Raw genomic sequence first — 21,897 nt, forward strand, 5'->3', positions numbered from 1 at the left:
TTGGATAACCTGGCTTTGTAGGGAGAGGAGCCATCTTTTTAGGCTAAAGTGATTATTCGCCTGCTCAAATTTGAGCCTTTTAGCAAATAAAAGCGCATTGACGATGTGCGGACGGTAGCGTGTTTGATTTTAAAGCTTATAGATCTTTGCTTGATTGTTGATCCTGTATGCGCTTCTTGATCCTGCTTAGCGATTGACTTTTTACACCCAGGTAAGAAGCAATATGAAAGCCCGCTATTCTTTCTACAATTTTCGGATGCTCTTCGAGCAGGTGGAGGTAACGTTTTTCGTTGTTGAAAAGCAACATGTATTCTGTCCGCCCCTGCGACTGATGAAAAAAGTGTTCGGCCAAAATTCTTCCAAAACGCTCCCAGGGCTTATAGTTCTGGTACAAGTGCTGCAGGTCTTGGTAGGAAAGATAGATCACTTCCGCATCTTCCAATGCCTCGATGTAATAGACACAAGGATATTGGTAAAGAAAACTGCGAAAAGAAACGATAAACTGCTCTTCAGAAAAGAAAAACATGTTTTTTTCTTCAGCGGTATCCGAATCATAATAATACACCCTGAAAATGCCTTTTACTACAATGCCCAGGTCTTTGCATACAATATTCTGCATGTTGTAAAAACCTCCCTTGGGTATTTCGCGCTTCCGCCAAAAAGGAAGACTGACAGAAATATCTTCTTCTGTCAGTCCTGCAAAAGGAGTTAATATGTGTTGCAAAAATCCTGATGTATCTTTTTTCATTTTTAATGTTCCAAATCGCAATGCTAGCCCATATAAATTTGCAAAATGTGATTTGAATCCCGAAACTTCTGCTGCAAAAATTGTTTACAGATGAATATTGGTTTTTCGTTGTTTGATGAACTGATAGGCCGAACCAGCTACAAACAGTACTAAAAGTAGCAACAGTGTTTTGGCGATCAGTGGATCAGTAGGGCCTTTGGCCAAGGGATGACCCAGCGGAACACGCGTAAATGTCTCGTTAACGGTAGGAATCAGTGAAAGAAAGAAACTGAAAGACAGCAGGAAATTTTCAAAATAGCGGGCCCTTTTGCTCTCCTTTTTTCTATAAAAAAGAAAAAACGCGATTAGTGTTAAAACCAGGATGAATACCGAAAAAATATGTCCGGCATTAAACCCGCCATGTTTAGAAAGCCCTAATGCAGTGAGCGAGGTGATAACTGTGCCGTAGAAATATATTTTTCCCGTTTGTTGTGTCAAATCGATTTTGCCATAACGTACAAAAGATACAAGTGCAGCAATGATGGCAATGATGCCAATAGCGGTGTGGAAGATTCCCAAATTAGATAGTCCCATGTTTTTTATTTTATTGTTTTTGTACGAATTTCTGTAGAAATAAAATGAGGAAAATTCACTTAAGTTAATTTTGGGAAAGTTTTTTTAGCTATTGGGAATTTTAGCAATAAAATGAATTAAGATGTGACTTCGCTCGCTATAATTCAGTCGCTTTCCTTTATCTTTGCCGATAATTTAATATTCCCACTTCGTGATTAATGTAAATAACATCTCCGTTTCATTTGGCGGAACCACCCTTTTTAGCGACGTCACCTTTTCGATAAACGAGAACGATAAAATCGCCCTTATGGGTAAAAATGGTGCAGGCAAGTCGACCATTTTAAAAATTATTGCTGATGTAGCCAAACCTACTTCTGGCAATGTAACTGGTCCAAAAGAAGCCGTAATTGCCTATTTGCCACAACATTTGCTTACAAAAGATAAGGTTACCGTTTTTGAAGAAACGATGAAGGCATTTGAAGAGGTAAACCAAATGCAAAAGGAACTCGACGAGCTGAATGAGCAACTTACTATCCGTACCGATTACGAGAGTGACGATTATATGAAGCTCATCGAACGCGTATCGGAACTGAGCGAAAAGTTTTATTCAATTGAAGAGACCAATTATGATGCAGAGGTAGAGAAAGTGTTAAAGGGCTTGGGGTTCGAGCGCAAAGACTTTACCCGCCAAACGTCTGAATTTTCGGGTGGATGGCGCATGCGCATCGAGTTGGCTAAGATCTTATTAAAGAAACCCGACCTCATCTTATTGGATGAGCCTACCAACCATATGGATATCGAAAGCATTCAATGGCTGGAAGATTTCCTGATCAATTCGGCAAAAGCGGTGATGGTTATCTCGCACGACCGTGCCTTTGTAGATAACATCACCAATCGTACCATTGAAGTGACCATGGGTAGGATATACGACTACAAAGCCAAATACAGCCATTATCTGCAGCTGCGGGCCGATCGTCGTGTACACCAATTGAAAGCCTATGAGGAACAACAACGTTTTATTGCCGATAACCAGGAGTTTATAGACCGATTTAGGGGAACCTATTCTAAAACCCTACAGGTGCAGTCGCGGGTAAAAATGTTAGAAAAGCTTGAAGTTATTGAGATCGATGAAGTGGATACCTCAGCATTGCGTTTGAAATTTCCGCCATCGCCACGTTCCGGCCAATATCCGGTAATGGTAGAAGAGCTGACCAAAACCTATGGCGACCATGTAGTTTTCGAAAAAGCTTCTATGGTGATCGAACGGGGAGAAAAAATAGCTTTTGTAGGTAAAAACGGTGAAGGCAAGTCGACGATGATCAAAGCCATCATGGGTGAGCTAGATTTTGAGGGAAGCTTAAAAGTAGGACACAATGCCAAAATCGGATATTTTGCCCAAAATCAGGCGGCATTGCTCGATGAGAACTTAACAGTATTCGAAACCATTGATCAGATTCCATTAAGCGATGGCACGATAAAAATCAAGGACCTTTTGGGTGCATTTATGTTCAGTGGCGATGATACTACTAAAAAGGTTAAGGTGCTTTCTGGTGGTGAGAAAACGCGTTTGGCAATGATTAAATTGCTGTTGGAACCTGTAAATGTGTTGATCTTGGATGAGCCAACTAACCATTTGGACATGAAAACCAAAGACATTATTAAAGATGCCCTGAAAGATTTTGACGGTACCTTGATTTTGGTATCGCATGACCGGGATTTCTTGGATGGACTGGTAACAAAAGTATTTGAATTTGGTAATAAACGCGTTCGTGAGCATTTCGAAGACATCAAAGGATTCTTAGCCTACAAAAAGATGAATAGTTTGAAGGAAATCGAGCAGGCTAAATAGATCCATATAGGCATACGTTTCAATGAGATTATGCGTGGGCAGGCATTGAACTTTATGCTATGCAAAATCCGTCGCATTTAGCCCCCTAACTTGTCGTTCTTGTGCGTTTGCAGGTGCATGGCGTTGCCGTACCTTTGAATAAACTAAATCAGAAAACAATATGGCAACTCAAATTTTTGTAAACCTATCGGTTAAGGACCTCAACAAGTCTGTAGAATTTTTCACCAAGCTTGGTTATACTTTTAACCCACAATTTACCGACGAAAAAGCAACTTGTATGGTCATCAGCGATACCATTTACGTGATGCTGCTGACAAAAGCTTTCTTTCAAACTTTTACCAAAAAAGAAATCGTAGACGCCCACAAAGCGATAGAGTGTTCTATTGCCTTATCTGCCGACAGCAAAGAGGCTGTTAACGAAATGGTAGACAAAGCGGTAGCAGCAGGTGCTACGGTGCCTAACGAAGCCAGCGATTACGGCTTCATGTATCAACACAGCTTTGATGACTTGGATGGCCACCACTGGGAATTTGTATGGATGAACCCTAACGGTATGCCTGAGCATCAGGGCTAACAATTGCTAGCTTCAAAAGGAAGGCAACTTCATATTTAAGCAGTTCTGGAAAGGACTGCTTTTTTTGTTTTAGCCCATGTTTTTTGTATACTTTAACTAATTGCCTAAATTTAGGCAGATATGGATTTTCAAACATTTGCGCCACCCGAAAAGCTTGCCCCATTTATTAAATACTTTTGGGCGCTAGAAAGCAAGGGCAGTGCCGATGCTGAGCATACCTTTAATGCTATACCTGACGGCTGTCCGGGCGTAATCATGGTACGATCTGAAAAAGACGTATTTTGCATGAACAAGGAGAAAAAATTGCCTAACATCTTTCTTTATGGACAAAGTGTGGTGCCCGCCAGCTTTTCATCCAATGGCAAGTTGGGCGCAATTGGCATTTGTTTCCAGCCCCATGCATTGAAATCCTTATTCGGAATGGATGCCGATGAATTGACTAATTCTTGTGTAGACTTGACACTGGTAGGCAAGAAGACAGATTTGCCAGAGCAACTTTTAAGTGCTGCAGACATTGATGAACAGGTCAAAATTTTGTCGTTCTATTTATTTGATCAGCAACAAAGTCATAACCGTCACCCTGACGAGTTGACCAAATATGCCATTTCACAGTTGACGGCATCGAAAGGCGCTTTGTCTATAAAAGAACTTCAGCAAAAGGTACGGATGTCTGAAAGAAGCCTGGAACGTAAATTCAAAGAATCCGTAGGTATCTCACCTAAGTTGTATGCACGTATCTTGCGTTTTCAGGAGTCGATGGACCAGTTGCGCAAAAGCGACTACGAGAAACTAGCAGACATTGCCTACCAAAATAACTATGCTGATCAATCGCATTTCATTCGTGTGTTTAAAGAATTTACCGGTTATTCGCCACTCGAATTTAAAAAGCAGTCGAACGAAGTGGTCGAAAACTTTCCAGAAATCAAACCTAAAGCCGTATAGTAATTTCATCAATTATTTGGCCACCAAAACAATTATGCTCTTTAAAACAGGAGACACCTTTTTGGCGGTTTTGTTCTATTTTTAGATTTCCGTCACTTATAATTTTGATAAAAATTAAAGATGACCATCATGGAAAATTTAAAAAACGAAAACACCATCCTGGTACTGGGTGCAACAGGCAAAACTGGTAGCCGTGTAATAGACAGACTTGAAAAATTGCAACATCCGTACCGTTCGGGTTCACGCACGGCCAATCCAAAATTCGATTGGGACGATCCTGCCACATGGACAGGAGCTGTGCAAGATATTCATGCCGTTTATATCGCTTTTCAGCCAGATCTGGCCGTGCCCGGTGCTGTAGAAACCATCAGGGATTTTGCGTCCTTAGCAGTTAAAAATGGCGTTAAGAAACTGGTTTTGTTATCTGGTCGCGGAGAAGTAGAAGCCCAATTATGCGAAGAGGCAGTAATGAGTGCTGGTGTCGATTGGACCATCGTCCGCGCCAGCTGGTTTAACCAAAATTTTAGCGAGGGCAATTTCTTAGAACAAGTATTGGCGGGCTATGTAGCATTGCCTGCCGGCGACATTGGTGAACCTTTTGTTGATGCCGATGATATTGCCGATGTGGCTGTAGCCGCACTTACTCAAGAGGGGCATGTAGGCAAAATTTATGAAGTTGCCGGTCCGCGCTTATTAACCTTTAAAGAAGCTGTTGCAGAAATAGCTGCTGCTGCCGGAAGACCTATTCATTTTGAGCAAATAGCCATGCGCGACTATGCGGAGGCGCTTACCCATTATGGCGTTCCGGCTGAAGTGGTCTTATTGATCACCTATTTATTTACAGAGGTACTGGATGGCAGAAATGCAAACGTGACCGACGGCGTTAAACAGGCATTAGGCAGAGAAGCTACTGATTTTTCTGAATATGCACGCAAAGTTGCTTCTAATGAAGGGTGGAAAGCTATACCCATAGAAACTGACGCACACATTTAGGCATCGATAATCATTATTAAAGCAGTTCTGAAAAAAGCTGCTTTTTTGTTTTAGGCGGTTAACGTTTCCGTTAGCTGCCAGAATTGCGATAATTTATTTAGCGCTAATCTAGTTGATGATTTGGCCTATAAGGCAGAAGAGCGATTTGTGCTTGGTGTGTAAATTTAGTGTTACTAACCAGATATCACATCATGAAAACAATTAAACCAGTAATGTTAGCGCTTGCCTGCGCAACTGTAATGCAGTATGGCTGCAAAAAACAGACCACAGCCGAAATCTCGGCCAATGAGCTTAAAGCCATTCAACAAACTCAAAACACATCATCAGGAGGGGTGGGGATCATGTCAGTACTCTTCAACGGCGATGCCTCCAATGGATCGGCCAATGTTTGGAAAGACATCAACATTGAAGGTACAGGAACGGTAACCACAGTAAACGATGAAACGGGCACGCTCACCTGGAAATTTTTGAAGCCTGCAAACAGCCATCGAACGGAGGGGCATGGCGCCGAAAACTACGAAGCCCAGGATGGAGATGAAATATACATTGGCTGGACCAGTAAAATCTATATGCCAACGAGCTTAAAAACAGAGGCTATATTTCAATGGAAATCTTACCCAACTGCCGGATCGCTACAAAACCATCCCTTAATGCTCAGAACCAAAAACGGAAACCTGGAGCTCCAACATTTCGACGATAACCATGTAGCCACAGTGCCTTGGTCTACCACGCTGTCGGTGAACACCTGGCTTAAATTTGTGATCCGCATGAAAGTATCCCGAAACCCTGCTGTAGGTTATATTGAGTTCTGGTATAATGGCGTTAAACAAACTTTATCTAATGGTAGCCAAAGACTCTATTGCAGAACCCTTGATGTAGATTACTGCGATCCTAAATGGGGTGTTTACGGAGGAGATGCTTCGCAGGTGACACATTTTGTAAAAAAAATAAGAATAGCCAATACTTACGCGGACGCTGCCCAATAATAGAAATACCTCGTTTGCTTTTGAGCAGTTCTGAAAAGAGCTGCTTTTTTATTCAGAGGTTTATAGTTAGTTAATTTCCTTCGGGTTCGTATGTTAATGCTTCAGGCAGATCATACTTTTGGTTAACCCAGGGAATAATGGTTCTCCGGATTACTTTTGTTTGATCAGGAATGAGGCAGCTGTTCAGGGTAATTTGCAGGTCGTAATTCTTCTTTTCCGATTTGATGAAATTATAGTCTCTCTGGTTGCATATTTTAACATCCTTTTCATAATCAGACCCAAACTCGCCATAGCGATGAAGCATAACAATAGAGGTGAGGGGGTATAATTTACCGGCTTCTATTGCAATAAGGTCATCGTATTCCATCAAATCGCCCATGTGCATCTGTCCGCCTGCAATGGCCAAGGCCACCACATCCTTGCCAGCCTGGAGCAGGCTTTTAAACCCGCCAGCATTGCCATACATGCCACCGCCACCAGCGTGCAGCTTAAAATCGCTAAGACGCCATTGCTGGTTCTCTTGTTCAAAAACAAAGGCATCACACCAGCCGATACTCATAGCGCCTTCTCCATAAGGCTTTGGGTTCTCTACCAGCACAACTGCATATATGCCACTAGGCGTTTGGAAAAACCGGGGATTGTTGACAATGCGCGTTGGATGTCCGTATTTCTTTTTATTCTGTTCTGTGTTTACGGTATCGTATATCGGCTTTAAAAATTGGTTTATTGTTGTCTTGTTGAGGCCAGGCAAGTCTATCGGTTTGAGGTTCCAGCCATTTGTTGCCCTGTCGGTTTGTAAGAGGCTAATGCGTTGGATCAGCCATTTGTTTCCTTTCTGTACCAAGGTAAAGTGTTGTATATACCTGCCATCGCCGTTTACCGAGTCTTTTACGAATACATCTACTTTCGCTTCCATGTTTTTAGAATCGGACGGCTTTTTATAAACAACCGATGACAAGGTGACCTGATGAATGCCACCATATCTTTCTGGACTAGCAAACTGTGCTAAGGTGCCCCATTTAGGTCCGGTGCACAAGGTATAGGCACTGCCAAAATCCTGTTTGCCCAAGGCACTGTAAAAATTTTCTACAAGGCCTTTGTAAGTCTGGCCATACATTAGTTGGGCTATAAGCAGGAGCGAGAAAAAAGGAATCAAAAATTTATTATTGTTCATTGCGCTAAAGGATCAGTTTCTCATTTGTTTCTTAAAGGATGCAGCAGGCTATCGAACAAAAATAAAAGCCAGAGGTCGATTATTTATCCCTGAAAGCAGGGAGTTTTTTGAACACATTCCATGGTAATTTTGTGAGATGCAATGGTCTGGTTTATTCACGAAGAAACACGGGGTTCTTTTTTACATTATCCTATTTGCAATGTCGCCAATCAAATTAAAGGCTCAATTGGGCAATCTGTATCGAATGGAGACAGAAGGTTTGTCGGGTAAAACTATTGATGGTGGTTTTAACGAAATGACAGTTCATGTCCTTCTTTTTAAGGCAGATAGCGTGTGCGAAGCTACTTATACGATAGGAACTGAAAATAAAGGCGAACAATATTTTACAACGCTAAGGTATTCTGACCAGCAGTACTTTAAATGGCAAAGACACAAAAACACGATTTTGATAGAAGGGTTGCCCATTGCTGAACAGGAATGGAGTACACTGCAAATAAAGGGAGATACTTTAATTGGTACTAAAAACAAGGGGATAAAATTTGTAAGTCAAAAACAACCTGTGCCCTTAGGTGTAATAATTGGAAGAAGCTATGCTGTAAATATTGGCGAAAACAGGTTTATGGCCTTAAGTTTTGATAAGGATAGTGTAGAAGCAGCGTATTGGAAAAGCATCGACCCCAATGGAACAGTGTTTGTGTATGATGAAACCCAACTGCGAAAGAAATACAAATGGGTGGGTTACGGAACGCAAATTCTTATTCCAGAATATGAGCAGTTTCAGGTGGCCTATTTTGGAGCAGACAACTTAACGGTGGCCTATAAGGGCAAACTCGTTGTAATGGCTAGGGCAGAGCTGTATCAAAAGCCATTTGCCTGCGTCCCTATTGAGCAGCAACCGACAAAAAAATCCCGTAAAGGCAAGCAGAAAAGCAAAAAACCGGTAGCTGTTAGGGTTTACCAATAAGCAAAGGTCCTATTGAAATGAAAAAAATGAAATTTAGGGTTACACTTTTTACCATTATTTCGATCATCAGCTTTGCAATTGCAACTTATTATTGGCTTAAACTCAAAATTAACTACCCTATTAATAATTATGAAGGATTTTGGGTATATGGCGCTGGCTTGGTGTGCTTGATTACATTTTGCCTGGATCTCATTTTTAGGTTTACTTTCAAAAGCCTCCAAACCATCTGGATTGTAGAAACAGTATTCGTTGTTATTGCCTTTCTCCTTCTTTATTTCGGCTTAATGCCAGCCTAAAATAATATAGAAATATGAAATTTAGAATTACTCTTTTTACCATTATCAGCCTGATATCACTAATAGCTACAATTTATTATTTACAAGATATAGCAAATCTACCCAAGGGCAGGTATGGGGGCTATGTTCCCTTATTAACAGGACTTTTGTTTGTAGTTACATTGATATTGGATGTAATTTTTAGGTTTGCCATCAAAAGTCTCCAAACCATTTGGATTGTAGAGGGGATATTGGTCGTTCTTGGCTTCTTTATCCTTTTAGCCTAAATTAAAGCTCTGTTTTTACGAAGGCATTTATTGTTTTCAGACGATCAATCCATATTTTGTGGCCAAACTGATTACTGCGGCCATACTGGTTACCTCAAATTTTTCAATCAGGTTTTTACGATGGCTTTCTACCGTATAAGGGCTTATGGCTAATTGGCTTGCGATTTGGGTGGTGGTTATTCCGTCGCCTATCAATTCTAATATTTCTTTTTCCCTCCGTGTAATACGTGGTATTTCTACAAGATCGCCTTTTTGGTGGCTATACATAATTTCTTTTGCCTTGGCACAAAGGTATTTATGTCCTTTTAGCGTGGCCTGAATGGCTAAAATAATCTCTTCGCCTACAGAATTTTTAAGCACATAGCCATTGGCACCACCTTGCATCACACTTCTGATTACGGCACGTTCATTATACATGCTCAAGGCAATAATACGAACTTTGCTATTTGTTTTTCTGGTCAACCTGCATATCTCTATGCCACTTAGATCAGGAAGGTTAATATCCAATAATATCACGTCTGGCTTTAGTTTGCTAATGCCTGCCAAGCCTGCCTCTCCGTTATCGTAGCGGGCAATCACCTGCATGTCATCTTGGGTAGAAAGCAGGTTTTTCAGTCCGTCAGAAATGATCGGATGATCGTCTATAATAATTATTTTGATCATGAGATTCGTTTAATTGATTAAACATTCAATTGTAAAAGTGGTGCCTGTTCCGTTTGCGGTTTCCAGTCCGATTTTGCCATTTAGCATTTCTACACGCGCTTGGATGTTCGCAAGTCCTGCACCTCTCAAATCGTTCATCAGCGCCTTGTCAAAGCCCTGCCCATCATCTTCCACCGTAAGAAACAAGCGATCGCCACTTTGTTGCAGCTGTACCAGGATCTGTTGGGCTTTGGCATGCTTTGCGGCATTGTTTACCAATTCCTGTATAATTCGATACAAGGTAACCTGGCGACTGTGGTTCATGTCGTTTTTGTAATTGTAAACTTGACAGCTGATGGGCAGGCCTGTTTTTTTTAGGCTGTTACAATATTCTTTAATTGCCTCGCCCAATCCGTAAAGCAACAGCACTTCAGGCATCATGCTTTTGGCTATTCTTCTTAACTCGTCTATTGCGCTATCCAAATGATTTAAGGTATTCGTTACAATGGTTTGCTGAGGCGAAGCTGTGGTTAAGGGCTTTAGCCCAGATAAGCCGATTTTTACACCCGATAACAGGCCACCCAGTCCATCGTGCAGGTCGCGGGCAAGGCGGGTACGCTCTTGCTCTTGTCCATCGAGCATTGCCGATAACATAGAAATGCGATGTCCCTGCTTTACCTTTTCCAGCTCCAATGCATATAATTTCTGCTTTTGTACCAGTGTCTTAGAGCGTTGCTGATAAGCATATAAAAGAAAAATGACTGCCAGAAAACAGACAAAAGCCATCGTGGCATAAATCTTTTTTAGCTTATTGTTGTAGGTTGCGCTTTGATTTAGGGCTTTTAGCTCTTGTTCTCGCTGGGCAGTTTTGTAGCGGGCGGTGGTTAAGGCCACATCCTTTAAGCCAGTTTCATATTTGGCAAACGTGAGTGCCTTGTCTTTTAGCATAGCCGCGTACTGAGCAGCCAACAAAGCCTGGCTTTTTTGTCCAGATTCCAACCTGGCCCTGATGAGGTCTTTATCCTTGAGTTCTGCCAGGTATTGTATTTCGAGCAATGTCTTTTCCTTTTTGGCTATTTCATATTGCATCTCCAGCCGTTTGGCCGCATTCATTTTTTCTGTATTGAATAATTCTTTGTACAGCTTGAGGTGTTCTTTGTAATTGCTCAAGGCAAGAGCCATATCTCCTTTGCCTTCGTAGGCAACAGCCAGCCCTAAATAAGATTCTGAAGTATTGAATTTGTCGTATAGCAGATCTTTCGCACTGGTAGCAAGCGCTTTATTAATGTAGCTGATGGCCTTGTCATAATCTTTGCTTTCAAAAGCCATATTGCCCATTGCCATATAAACACCAGATTCTACAGCAAACTGTTTGGTAAGCTTTCCTTCTTCCAGCGCTATTTTATTATAATAATCAATACTATCTTGGTATTGCTTTGTTCGCGGAAAATATTCGAGGAATATATTGGAGATGCCAATAGCCGAAAATGGAATATCGCTGGGTATGATCAATTTAGTTCTATTGGCCTGAGCTATATTCATCGAGCGACGCATGTAATAAAGGGCTGAATCTAAATTCTTCTGATCAGCATTTTCGCTCCGATATACATTAATGAAATAGGCACCTCTGCCCTGATTTGCAGCAATAATCTTGTCTAACTTGCCAAGCTTGTTGGAAGCGTTAAGTGAAAGCCGAGTATACTTTTCAACGTTAACCAAATCGTACCAATTGAAGTAGACACTGGCCAGTTCCGAGTAGATAGGCTCTTGGCGAAGCAATTTATCCGGCTCTTTTTCATAGATATCCAATACCTGTTGAAAGGTCTTGATGGCGGCGGTTTCCTGATGCGTACGCGCTTCGAGCCAACCTTTACAATAGTAGACGAAGCCTTTCATCCGGTTGCTTTTGGTCCGCTTTACATAATAAAAAGCACTGTCTAAACATTTTTTTGAAGCCAGGCTATCACTCATAATGTAATATGACATGGCCAGCATCCCAAACGTATGTGCCCGGTATTGGCCGTCTTTTAGCTTTGCCGACATATCCAATGACTTGCGGTATTGCTGGATGCCTTCGTTCCAGCTTTTGTTAAAAAATAGGGCCTGTCCAAGCCGGTCCATGGCATCCATCCGTTGAGCAAAGGGCAGGTCTTTTGTGGCCAGCGCCTTTCGCAACGAGTCCTCAACAGACTGGGCTTTTAGACGACCTGTTACTGATAACAAGAGTGCAACAACAAGAAACAACACTGCAAAAAACTTTTTTTGCCCCTTTATGTTGCAACATAGGCTGTCACATTTCATCAATTGTAAAAACTAGAGAAGTCAAATCCAACATATAATATTCCATATGTAAAACTACCACTCTAAACAAAGTCAAAAAATACCTGCTTTCCGTGATATGTAAGCGCCTAAGAACCTATTTTCTCTGCACTGAGCAATTCGCCCAATTCGCCTTTTTTATCGACCAGGTAAACCAGGCGAACCTTATCTCCAGGCGCAAAACGATCATCGTCAACATTTCCCGATAGGATTTGCGTACCCACTCGATACCAATACATTTGATGAGTCGGGCCTTCTCCTCCGTCAAGTCTCGAAATAAACACTTCGGTAATGATGCCAGTAATTGAGATTTTCTGTTCGGCGTTTTGTATGTTGCGGTTAAATAGCCTGAACGACGCCACAAAATAAACAGCGAATGCTATAACAGGAATGAGCATGAACAATATGGTTTGTCTATTCCCTTCAACTGCTAACAAACAAATTGCGATTAAACCAAACGAAGGAAAAAGCCAGATTTTAAGCAACAGGTTGATACTGCTTGTAGGCGTTATAAAGGGCTGTTTCTCCATGCTATTAACCAGATCCGTCATCTTGGTAGCCTTGGGGGTATCCGCGTAAGTTATGCCCAGCAGGATGTTGCTTTGTAGGCTAAGCGGAAATACTTCTAATTGTATCGGTGCTTGAGACAAGTACTGGCACTGGTTAGCTCTATTTAATGGTTCAGGTGCGTTGATTTTTGTTGTATATCCATTTACCGTATATGAAAGTATATCTTCTTGTATGTTCAAGGTTAAAGCCTCTAGTGTACCGGTAATTACTCGTTTGGCAGCAACAGACAGCCCACGGTTGATCCTTCTCAACTGTTTCAGAGTGGCAACTAGTTTCCAGCTAAGAATGAGTGCAATAGGCATAAAACAGACTATTGCCAGTAAGTAAACCAGCAATATTTCTTCTTTGTCCACAGCGCTAAATAGCCATGCCAAACAGGCCATGAGTAAGATCAACAAAGCAATCCAAAGCGCCATCGATTTGGTATATTTTCTTCTCCACCAGTAGATCACCTGTTCGTCTGCCAGGCTAATCGGTACATTTTGCAACAGCTGATTAAAATGAAGAGTTTCTTTGTTTCTCAATTAATTCTCTATTTCCAGTTCTTGATTAAAGCCGATTTTGCTTATACTGATGAATGCCCCACGTTCGCCCTTTTTATTAGCCCAATGCTCAAAACTCACCTTGTCGCCAGGTAAGATCTCATCTTTTGCTTTCCCTCCAGGCAAAACATCCCTGCCCAGAACCATTTCGTTGCCTAACCGGTACCAGCTGCGGGTGTAGGTTGGACCAAGTAACCTATCTTTATGATGGATGACAATGATCTCGCTCACCGTACCTGTGGTTATCGCTTTGTGGGTGCCTTTGTAATTCATGTTATTTACAAAATAGATGGCAAAGCTCATGATCAAAAAGAGTATAGCCCATATGATCAATAATGAAGCCCATTCTTCGTAAGGAAGCGAGATAAATGCCATCACAAGCGCCAGCAAAGCAATGCCTATCCATACACCCCACATTACTCTGGAGTTCCTTTTATGTTCTTCTTCTTCCTCTACAGTAAAGGGTTCTAAGCTACTGTTTATAGGTTGGGCGTTTGTATAAACCGCATACAAGAGGATATCTTTTGTGGCTGAGAGGGGAAGGATATGGAGCCTTACCGGTATATTTTGCAGGTTTTGGACGCTCAGCATGCGCAACTTCCAGGTAAAACTTTCCTGTGCGGTTACTGCTATGATTTCGTTGTCAATTTGGTATTGCAACTCGTTGTGCTGCTTTAGCTGCAAGTCTCGCAACTGGCCAGCAACAGTCTCAATAAAACCCTCATTCAAAACAGTTTTGAGCTTACGGTTGTATTTTAATGCCTTTATCAACTTCCAGGCACATCCTGCTAGTATTGTGCCCAAAATGAGTACTATAATTGCCAGCGCAGCTAGGGGCAACGTTACCGAAATGGGAATAAAGATTAAAGGCAATACCAAGGCCAAAGCTAGGGTACACAGAACGGTTTCTTTTTGATAAATTTTGAGCCAATAGCGGATGGCTTTTTCATCTTCGGCGGTAATGCGTGTTTGAGCTCTCATTTAAGGGGCTGATGTTTTCTCATTGTTCAGTATATTGACAAAAATAGCTCGATACTATTTTGATACATATACCTGAAACCAACCATTTTTTGACTGCCAATGCTAAAGTATTTTTTAAATTCGTTGATAAGGATAGGAGTGTTCATGCTGCTTATTTATTGTAATTTTACAAAGAGGTTCCTTTGCAACTATTGTCAAGCAACAAAACTTAAAAATGTATTAGATTAAATGTTATCAGACACCAATCAATTTCCAACGCTTTATTCAAAAACGACTAAGGGTTTAACCTTAGCCATTAAAGCTTTTGGAATGTTTTTCTCAATTGCCACGCCAGTTGCAACCATACTAATGGCAGTATTGGTAATTGATTCGGACCGAATCAAAATAGAATATAAAATATTCATTTCTGTATTGGCAATTTTGGTTACATGGCTTTTCATAGTAGTGTGGACTAATCATTTTAAGCAGAAAAAGAGGAGAAAAATAAATCTTGTAACTGTTGATAGCGAAGGGATTCACCATTATTGCAATCAAGACATTATGCAAACTGTCAAATACAACATGTTGTCAAAGCCTGAAAATGAGAAGTATGATGTATTTCTGGTTATGCCTGACGAGGGGGCTTCATACATGTGCGTATACTTGCTTGATCAAGAATCAAAAAAAGTAAAAACTAGAAGTATTGATATAAATACCGATTTGGTAGTAACTAATGGCGATTCCTTGATCGCTCATTTTATAAAGGGAATAATTCTTTTTCGACCAGATTTGAAAATAGATCCAGGCCTTTTAAATTTCTATCGCTTGGATGGATTTAAAGGCTATTCATCGCATTAAATTCGATCTTGCATATCCTTGTTTTCGGGTATTTTTTTAACAGTTTTATCGGCTAATATTGCATGATTTGTATGGTTAGCTTAGCTCGAAGATGAAGAAATTGTTTTTTACGTTGTTGTTGGTCTTTTTATTGAGCTCATTGATGAGCCAGGCACAAACTCAAGCGCTTAAAATAAGCCGTTATCTTCCGGCGCAGGCCAAAAAATACGAACAACAGACTGATCTCGATTACAATTATGGAGACGACAAGTATGGTGCAACAGAACTCATTATTCATTGTGAAACCGATCGAGGCCATTACGAATTTGTATTTACCAAAAAGATAGGTAGTCAAACGCGTTTTACGCATTACAAAGACGGCCGTAGTGTGCAGGAAACCTATAATGCTAAAAGCAAGAAGTGGGCGTATGCAGCAGGAACCCCCAAGCATAGCGATATGAAAGCTGCGGTAGATACGGCTTATGTTACACTTACTGCTTACGAACTCTATGCATTTGTATTATTGCAAGACCATGGAGGTACCGTAGAGAAAGCCGTATTTAAGGATTTTGGGAACGAAGTCTTTTATCCCAGGTTTGAATATCCGCTTTGTTCAGTGAGCGATGAAGACAAGGATGGCAGGCCCGAATTTTACCTCAGCTATTTTGATATTGCCGATGGCAACGACGACAAAGAATTTAAACAGCTTGTTTATACCGCTCCACTGGTTCCAGCCAAAGGGAAGAGCTTTATCAAATCGAAGGCAACAGCCTACTATCCCGTAGAAGATACAGGAAACGTTTACCGGCTAACCTATGATGACAATTGGAAGCGCTTGCCCGATGCAGTAAAACGCAAAAGCAGGGCCTTGCTAAAAGAACATCAGAAACATTGGCTAAAAGGCAGGTAATGAACTCCATATAAATTTCGGGTTTTGTCACAGTCTAAGGTAGTCGAAATGACCCCAATGCTGCTCGGAATTGCCTAGGCACTGGCTGATGGAAGGAAATTGACTAAAAAATGATTTTGTTTAATGTGTTGATTTATAGTTATTTATATATTAATCTTGGCTTCAGATTACTTCAAAGCCAAAAGATGTATGCTGTTTGTTTGATAAAATAGACCGAATGGTTTATTTTTGCCCATCAAATTTGAAACATGAGCAAGGCAGAGCGCACAAGAAGGTTTATTGTAGAGCAATCGGCACCCATCTTTAATAAAAAGGGGATGGCTGGTACTTCGCTCAATGATATCATGAGTGCCACTAAACTGGCCAAAGGAGGCATTTATGGAAATTTTGAAAGCAAAGACGAAATATGCTTCGAGTCTTTTTCCTACTTGTGTAAAACGCTTGCCCAACCTTTAGATGAAGCCGTAAATCAAGGTAAAACGGCTAAAGACAAATTCTATAAATTGCTGGATGCCTATAAAGGCAAAAAAAGGATTGAAGGCGGTTGTCCGATGTTGAATTTTGGGGTAGAAGCCGATGATACGAACCCCCAAATGAGGGCACAGGTTAAAAAAGCAATCCTGGCTTCGCAACAAAGGATTTTTGAAGTGTTGACCAATGGAATTACAAGTGGTGAAATCCAAGTTAATCTTGATCCCAAGCAGTTTAGCATCAAGGTTTTTGCAATGATCGAAGGAGCCATTTTGTGCAGGCGGGTTATGGAAAGCGAAGAGCAAATGGATATCGTGATGGAAGCCATCAAAAATGAATTTGAAACCTACCTCAGCTAATTTTTTTTGCTTAATAAAAGACCGATTGGTCTATTTTTAAATCTACAAATAAGGTATTAACCGAACTCAAATGAACAAACCAAACAAGAGATGGCTCTCATTGGCCATTGTATTAAGTGCTCCATTGCTTTCCGTAATCGATGTATTTATCGTTAATGTGGCCATTCCTACCATTAAACATTCCATTAAGGCAAGCGATTCGCAGGTACAATTGGTCATTGCCGGCTATTTGCTGGGCTATGCCTCTTTTATGATTACCGGGGGCAGGGCAGGCGATTATTTTGGCAAAAAGAAAGTGTTCTTTTGGAGCATGCTTGCTTTTGGAATTACCTCCTTTTTATGTGGGCTTTCGCAAACGCCCGACCAACTGAACATTTTTCGTTTTCTACAGGGCATCAGTGCTTCCTTTATGGTGCCACAAACCATTTCCTATATCCAGGTGCTTTTTAAAGACCAGCACGAACGGACCAAGGCCATTGGCTTTTTTGGAATGACCTTGGGTATTGCCGCAACGCTCGGACAGTTTTTAGGAGGGTATTTTTCGTCAGGCCATTTTTTCGTTGCCGGCTGGCGATTGATTTTCCTCATCAATATTCCCATTTGTATTCTAGCGCTTTGGGCGGTCAAAAAATATCTCCCAGAAACCGAATCGAACAAAGAAGAAAAGTTTGATGGAAAAGGAACGTTTTTACTTACCCTGGGACTTATCGCTTTTATTTATCCCTTGGTGCAGGGCAGGGAAAAGGGCTGGCCTATTTGGTGCATCTTGCTGTTGGGCTTTTCGGTAGTGTTGTTCTATCTTTTTATCAAGGATCAAAAAGAGAAGACAAAACTTCGCCAGGCGCCACTCATTAATGTTTCTTTGTTTGCGCTCAAAGACTTTAACATTGGCATTATGGCTGTAGCCTGTTACTTTATTTTTCACACCTCTTACCTGTTCATTACTACGCTACACTTTCAGGAAACGCTTCGTTTTTCGGCTATGGAGGCGGGTTTGTGCTTTATCTTTTTTGGCTTTGGTTTTACCACTTCATCCCTGCTTTCTATCCGTTTGGTCATCCGTTTTGGTAAAAAGGCGTTACAGGTAGGCGTGGTAGTAATGCTCGTAATGATGGCGGTGCAGGCGATACTTTTACAGAAAAATATCGGAACGATGCCAATAGATGCCTTGCTGATTATTCAGGGTTTTGGCATGGGGTTGGTATTGCCTTCCCTGCTCAATTTTGCTTTAAGGAGTGTTCCTGTCCATTTTGCAGGTGCAGCATCTGGTGTTTATGCCACTACCCAGCAGGTGGCTTCGGCAATTGGTATTGCTCTGATTGGAGGTATCTACTTTTTCCTCTTCGACTCGTCTCCGAGCCTGGCCAACAAAATAGAAAGCTACCGTGTGGGCATGTATATCGATATTGGTTTTTTGGTGTTGCTGGGCATTGCCTTGTATCTGTTGCCAAATCCCAAAAAAGTTAATCCAGAAGTATTGACCATGATTAGCGAATAGGGTTTGCATTCAAGAAAAACCTTTTTGTAATTTTTAAGTCGTTGAATTGGTTCATTCGTTACCTTTTTTAGTGGGAGGGATCTTTACTGGCTTTGTTTTTACTGGCGGAGACATTTCTGGCTCCTCATATTTGGTATAACCATTGTATTTGTAAGAACGCTCAGAACCTTCACCACAAACGGTGAAAAAGATGCTTTTGTTGTTAGTGCTCTTTACCTCGGCAACGTGCTGTTTTGTTTCGGGCTGGAGCTTTACATATTTTCGAAGACGCCTGTCGTCGTTGTATTGGTTTTGCTTGTAGTATTCGTCGTTATCGGTATTGGCCTTATCGATATATAGATTTGAGGCTTCATCATATTGATAAGCTGCAGCATGAGATTCAGAAAAAACCTTGTAGTGTTTATTGGCAAAAGCCACATTCTGCTCTTCTCCCTTTGATTGGTCATATTCTTGTTTCCACTGCAGCACTTCTTGCCACTGCTTGTCTGCTGCTGTTGTTGGGTGCTTCGCATACCCTTCGTCTCCGCCATAGTTGGAGAGTTTTAATACTTCGCCATCCGCAGTGCTTGCAATTATTCCTTTAAAATCTTCATACTCACGTTGTGGCGCATTGCAAACCAAGATAAAATCGTTGTAACCCTTTCCATTTCTATAGCGCCAAGAGTTTTCTAATTTGCTATGGATGAAAGGATATTCATCCAGCAACAACGAGAGGGTGAAGCTTGTCGCTTTGCCAGGCATCTCATCAACAAAGGGTTGAGAAAAACAGTTGGCATCCTCATTAAAAACCCTTTGCACTTTGTCTTCGCCAAACTGTACAAAAGCTTTGCCTTCCTTTTCAAATCCTTTGAAATTTATCCGTGTACTATCGCCAATGCTATTGTTTTGATGGGCAAATACCTGAAATAGTTCTGGTTGATCAGGATAGAAAAGGAGGAGCTCTTTTTCTAATTCATAATGGCCAAATACAGCAGTCGCATAGCCATACATTAAAAACTTCCCATCATCAAAAAGGCAGATGCCCGAATTGCCACCATAACGGCCTGTGTATTTTTTATAACTCATTACTTTGTCGGTATTTTGGGCTGAAGCACTTGTAGCCAGAAGCAGCCAGGTAAAAAAGATTAGGGATGTCTTCATTCGTTAATTTAGGATAAGCCAGAAATAAATAGCCGATACCATCATACAAATTTAACGCTTGCTTTGTTTGATGGGGGAATAAAATAATGGATAAATTGCAACCAATTCTCCCTTTTTTCCGTCTTTGATTTATGAAAAGAATCCTACTTTGCGTTGCCGCTATTTTGAGCGTGTTGTTCAGCCATGCGCAAGTGCTAACCCATTCTCAAGCCCTAGCTGATATCGATGAATACAATAAGGTATTACAGGAAGTGCATTATAATCCCTATTTGTACATTTCGCAAAAATCTTATGCGTATAAAGTAGACAGTTTAAAGCAAAGCATTAAAGACAGCATCAGCATAAAGGCATTTGTGCTCAAGGTTGCCGAGCTAACGGCAGCACTGAACGACGGCCATACCATGCCTGCGGTTGTACAGCCTCCATTTCAATCAGATTTTAGAAAACCCATTTATTTCCCCTTGGCGCTAACCGCAAATCAAAAAGGGCAATTGCTTGCAGGCGAAAATAATTTTGGCATTCCGGCAGGGGCAATCGTTCTTTCTGTAAATGGCAAAAGCATGGATCAATTTTACCGCAAGGCCCAAGGCTTTTATGGCGGACTTCCGGCATTTAAAAAAGAAATGTCGGCACGGCTTTTAAGCAATTCACTCTATTATGCAGGCATATTGCCCCCGTTTAAAATCACTTATTCCGAAAAAGGCCAAACAAAAAACGCGATTTTGAAAGAAGGTGTAATTTTAAAAGAAAGCCTCGCCAAAGCTTTTCCGCAAATTGCAGGCACCGATTACGGTTTTAAAATTCTCAATAATAAAATTGGTTATATCAGCCTCATATCCATGGGCGATGACTATCAGCGTTACGCTAAATTTTTCGATTCCTGCTTTACAACGATGAAAGCCAGCAAGATCAAAACGGTAGCTATCGACCTGCGCAATAATAGTGGAGGTAACGCCATCATCGCACATCTGCTCATCAGTTATTTCAATACCAAGCCTTATTCGCTTTCTGGAGGCAGGTATTGGCGAGTAAGCCAACGGTACAAAGATTACTTGATTAAGCGTGGCGATACTGGAAACCTGTACCTTAAGCAGCCGAATGGAACTATTATTGACCAGCGAAAGTGTGGGCCTCAAGAGCCTATGTTTGTTGGCAACGACCTTTTGTTTGATGGAAAGATCTATCTGATTACAGGTCCGGCTACATTTTCGAGTGCCATGCAATTGGCTGATGCTGTAAAGCAATACCACATGGCTACCATTATTGGCGAGCCTACAGGTGAAAATACCAACGATTTTGGCGAAACCTATAAGTTCGATCTGCCCAACAGCAAAATCCAAATACAGCTTACCACTACATTTGATTTAGGCGCTGATTGCAATTCGCAAAAGAGCCATCCGGTAATGCCTGATCACCTGGTTAAATCGGGAACCACTGATGCTGCGATCCAGTATATCTTAAACCATACCAAGTAATCTGTATCAACTCGATTAATCTACTTTGGAATTATTTCTCAGCTAGTTAAAAACGTTGCAATTCTCTATATTTAGCCCATGAATTCTAAATTAACTTTCTCTTTTGTTCTATTTGTCTTTGCTAGCACAGTTGTTTATGGACAAAAAATTGATACCACTTTTTTCGATTCGAATTGGAAAGCAAGCACAAAAGATAAAAGCTCTTTCTATCGCATAGCCAAAAAAGTTGAAGAAGGTAAAGCCTACACTGTTGAAGACTATTTTAATTCGGGTAGGATCCAGATGAGTGGTGTATTTTCTTCTCTAAAACCAGAAGTTAAAAACGGAGTTTTTGTGTGGTATCATGAAAACGGAAACAAAAAAACGGAGTCGATCTACGAAAATAATCAGATTAAATCTACAAAACGTTGGACTGAAGACGGAGAAATAGATACAAATGTATACCTGGAAAAACCACCTGTATTTCCGGGAGGAATAGAAAAGATGTACGCATACATTTCGAAGCGTTTTAAATACCCGAGAGAATTAAAGCAACGCATAAATGGAAAGATAGTGCTAAGTTTTGTTGTTGAAAAAGACGGCAGTATTGTGGAGGCAACAATTAAAGAATCAGTGCACCCATTATTGGATGCAGAAGGCGTAAGGGTTTTGAAATCTATGCCTAAATGGGAGCCTGGCATGCAGGAAGGAAAACCGGTAAGGGTAATGTATACGGTACCAATTTCGATTGATTTCAATTAGGAATTACCGGAAAAGCATATTGCAAGTAAATAGGCAACTAAACTATGAGCTATTGACTATCAGCCATGGACTAAAAAATATTTATCTTC

General features: G+C 41.0%; 22 protein-coding genes. 14 read left to right on the forward strand and 8 right to left on the reverse strand.

Going from position 1 to position 21,897, the window contains the following annotated elements; genetic code table 11:
- Positions 1-136: 136 nt before the first annotated feature.
- Together AC570H_RS04085 and AC570H_RS04090 are read right to left on the reverse strand one after the other, a co-directional pair.
- The gene (locus AC570H_RS04085) at positions 137-748 is read right to left on the reverse strand and encodes a Crp/Fnr family transcriptional regulator (RefSeq protein ID WP_497351976.1); all 612 of its coding nucleotides are present in this window, start codon (positions 746-748) and stop codon (positions 137-139) included.
- A gap of 84 nt (positions 749-832) precedes the next feature.
- Entirely contained in the window at positions 833-1,321 is a 489-nt protein-coding gene (locus tag AC570H_RS04090) for a hypothetical protein (RefSeq protein WP_497351978.1), read from the reverse strand.
- Between the two features lie 190 nt (positions 1,322-1,511).
- Here AC570H_RS04090 and AC570H_RS04095 point away from each other — a divergent pair, with 190 nt between their 5' ends.
- The 5 genes from AC570H_RS04095 to AC570H_RS04115 all read left to right on the forward strand — a co-directional run bounded on the left by AC570H_RS04095 (position 1,512) and on the right by AC570H_RS04115 (position 6,644).
- Entirely contained in the window at positions 1,512-3,149 is a 1,638-nt protein-coding gene (locus tag AC570H_RS04095) for an ABC-F family ATP-binding cassette domain-containing protein (protein WP_497351980.1), read from the forward strand.
- Between the two features lie 160 nt (positions 3,150-3,309).
- Positions 3,310-3,723 carry a VOC family protein gene (locus tag AC570H_RS04100; RefSeq protein ID WP_497351982.1) on the forward strand — a complete coding sequence of 138 codons (414 nt, stop codon included), beginning with the start codon at positions 3,310-3,312 and terminating at the stop codon, positions 3,721-3,723.
- A gap of 120 nt (positions 3,724-3,843) precedes the next feature.
- Positions 3,844-4,665, forward strand: a complete 822-nt coding sequence (locus tag AC570H_RS04105; RefSeq protein ID WP_497351984.1) for a DUF6597 domain-containing transcriptional factor — start codon at positions 3,844-3,846, stop codon at positions 4,663-4,665.
- 129 nt (positions 4,666-4,794) lie between these two features.
- The gene (locus AC570H_RS04110) at positions 4,795-5,658 is read left to right on the forward strand and encodes an SDR family oxidoreductase (RefSeq protein ID WP_497351986.1); all 864 of its coding nucleotides are present in this window, start codon (positions 4,795-4,797) and stop codon (positions 5,656-5,658) included.
- A gap of 191 nt (positions 5,659-5,849) precedes the next feature.
- Entirely contained in the window at positions 5,850-6,644 is a 795-nt protein-coding gene (locus tag AC570H_RS04115) for a heparin lyase I family protein (RefSeq protein WP_497351988.1), read from the forward strand.
- A 70-nt stretch (positions 6,645-6,714) separates the two neighbouring features.
- Here the strand turns inward: AC570H_RS04115 and AC570H_RS04120 are convergent, their stop codons facing one another.
- Positions 6,715-7,818, reverse strand: coding sequence for a hypothetical protein (locus AC570H_RS04120; protein WP_497351990.1), 1,104 nt, complete (start codon positions 7,816-7,818; stop codon positions 6,715-6,717).
- A 199-nt stretch (positions 7,819-8,017) separates the two neighbouring features.
- On the opposite strand from AC570H_RS04120, the gene AC570H_RS04125 reads away from it, so the two are divergent.
- The 3 genes from AC570H_RS04125 to AC570H_RS04135 are packed head-to-tail and all read left to right on the forward strand — an operon-like array spanning position 8,018 to position 9,344.
- A complete protein-coding gene (locus tag AC570H_RS04125; protein WP_497351992.1) occupies positions 8,018-8,782 on the forward strand; it encodes a hypothetical protein in 765 nt (254 codons plus the stop codon).
- A gap of 17 nt (positions 8,783-8,799) precedes the next feature.
- Complete coding sequence (locus tag AC570H_RS04130; protein ID WP_497351994.1) at positions 8,800-9,078, forward strand: hypothetical protein; 279 nt, start codon at positions 8,800-8,802, stop codon at positions 9,076-9,078.
- A gap of 14 nt (positions 9,079-9,092) precedes the next feature.
- Positions 9,093-9,344, forward strand: coding sequence for a hypothetical protein (locus AC570H_RS04135; protein ID WP_497351995.1), 252 nt, complete (start codon positions 9,093-9,095; stop codon positions 9,342-9,344).
- 36 nt (positions 9,345-9,380) lie between these two features.
- On the opposite strand, the gene AC570H_RS04140 is transcribed toward AC570H_RS04135, so the two are convergent.
- From AC570H_RS04140 to AC570H_RS04155, 4 genes are all read right to left on the reverse strand, one after another.
- Positions 9,381-10,007, reverse strand: coding sequence for a response regulator (locus tag AC570H_RS04140; protein ID WP_497351997.1), 627 nt, complete (start codon positions 10,005-10,007; stop codon positions 9,381-9,383).
- Between the two features lie 9 nt (positions 10,008-10,016).
- On the reverse strand, positions 10,017-12,209 hold the full coding sequence (locus tag AC570H_RS04145) for an ATP-binding protein (protein ID WP_497351999.1): 2,193 nt from the start codon (positions 12,207-12,209) through the stop codon (positions 10,017-10,019).
- A gap of 185 nt (positions 12,210-12,394) precedes the next feature.
- The gene (locus tag AC570H_RS04150) at positions 12,395-13,399 is read right to left on the reverse strand and encodes a hypothetical protein (protein ID WP_497352001.1); all 1,005 of its coding nucleotides are present in this window, start codon (positions 13,397-13,399) and stop codon (positions 12,395-12,397) included.
- Positions 13,400-14,398: a hypothetical protein gene (locus AC570H_RS04155; RefSeq protein ID WP_497352002.1), complete on the reverse strand. Its 999-nt coding sequence runs from the start codon at positions 14,396-14,398 to the stop codon at positions 13,400-13,402.
- Positions 14,399-14,626: 228 nt separating this feature from the next.
- On the opposite strand from AC570H_RS04155, the gene AC570H_RS04160 reads away from it, so the two are divergent.
- The 4 genes from AC570H_RS04160 to AC570H_RS04175 all read left to right on the forward strand — a co-directional run bounded on the left by AC570H_RS04160 (position 14,627) and on the right by AC570H_RS04175 (position 18,452).
- Positions 14,627-15,235 (forward strand): hypothetical protein, encoded by a 609-nt coding sequence (locus AC570H_RS04160; protein ID WP_497352004.1) that lies wholly within the window; start codon positions 14,627-14,629, stop codon positions 15,233-15,235.
- 91 nt (positions 15,236-15,326) lie between these two features.
- The gene (locus tag AC570H_RS04165; protein WP_497352006.1) at positions 15,327-16,124 is read left to right on the forward strand and encodes a hypothetical protein; all 798 of its coding nucleotides are present in this window, start codon (positions 15,327-15,329) and stop codon (positions 16,122-16,124) included.
- Between the two features lie 248 nt (positions 16,125-16,372).
- Positions 16,373-16,954 carry a TetR/AcrR family transcriptional regulator gene (locus tag AC570H_RS04170; protein WP_497352008.1) on the forward strand — a complete coding sequence of 194 codons (582 nt, stop codon included), beginning with the start codon at positions 16,373-16,375 and terminating at the stop codon, positions 16,952-16,954.
- Between the two features lie 70 nt (positions 16,955-17,024).
- Positions 17,025-18,452 carry an MFS transporter gene (locus AC570H_RS04175; RefSeq protein WP_497352010.1) on the forward strand — a complete coding sequence of 476 codons (1,428 nt, stop codon included), beginning with the start codon at positions 17,025-17,027 and terminating at the stop codon, positions 18,450-18,452.
- Positions 18,453-18,503: 51 nt separating this feature from the next.
- Here AC570H_RS04175 and AC570H_RS04180 read toward each other — a convergent pair whose 3' ends face one another.
- Positions 18,504-19,592, reverse strand: a complete 1,089-nt coding sequence (locus AC570H_RS04180; RefSeq protein ID WP_497352012.1) for a preprotein translocase subunit SecD — start codon at positions 19,590-19,592, stop codon at positions 18,504-18,506.
- 131 nt (positions 19,593-19,723) lie between these two features.
- On the opposite strand from AC570H_RS04180, the gene AC570H_RS04185 reads away from it, so the two are divergent.
- Both AC570H_RS04185 and AC570H_RS04190 read left to right on the forward strand, forming a co-directional pair.
- On the forward strand, positions 19,724-21,067 hold the full coding sequence (locus tag AC570H_RS04185; RefSeq protein ID WP_497352014.1) for a S41 family peptidase: 1,344 nt from the start codon (positions 19,724-19,726) through the stop codon (positions 21,065-21,067).
- A 78-nt stretch (positions 21,068-21,145) separates the two neighbouring features.
- On the forward strand, positions 21,146-21,808 hold the full coding sequence (locus tag AC570H_RS04190; RefSeq protein ID WP_497352016.1) for a TonB family protein: 663 nt from the start codon (positions 21,146-21,148) through the stop codon (positions 21,806-21,808).
- The last annotated feature ends 89 nt before the right edge of the window (positions 21,809-21,897 follow it).

This window comes from Pedobacter sp. B4419 (assembly GCF_059693725.1).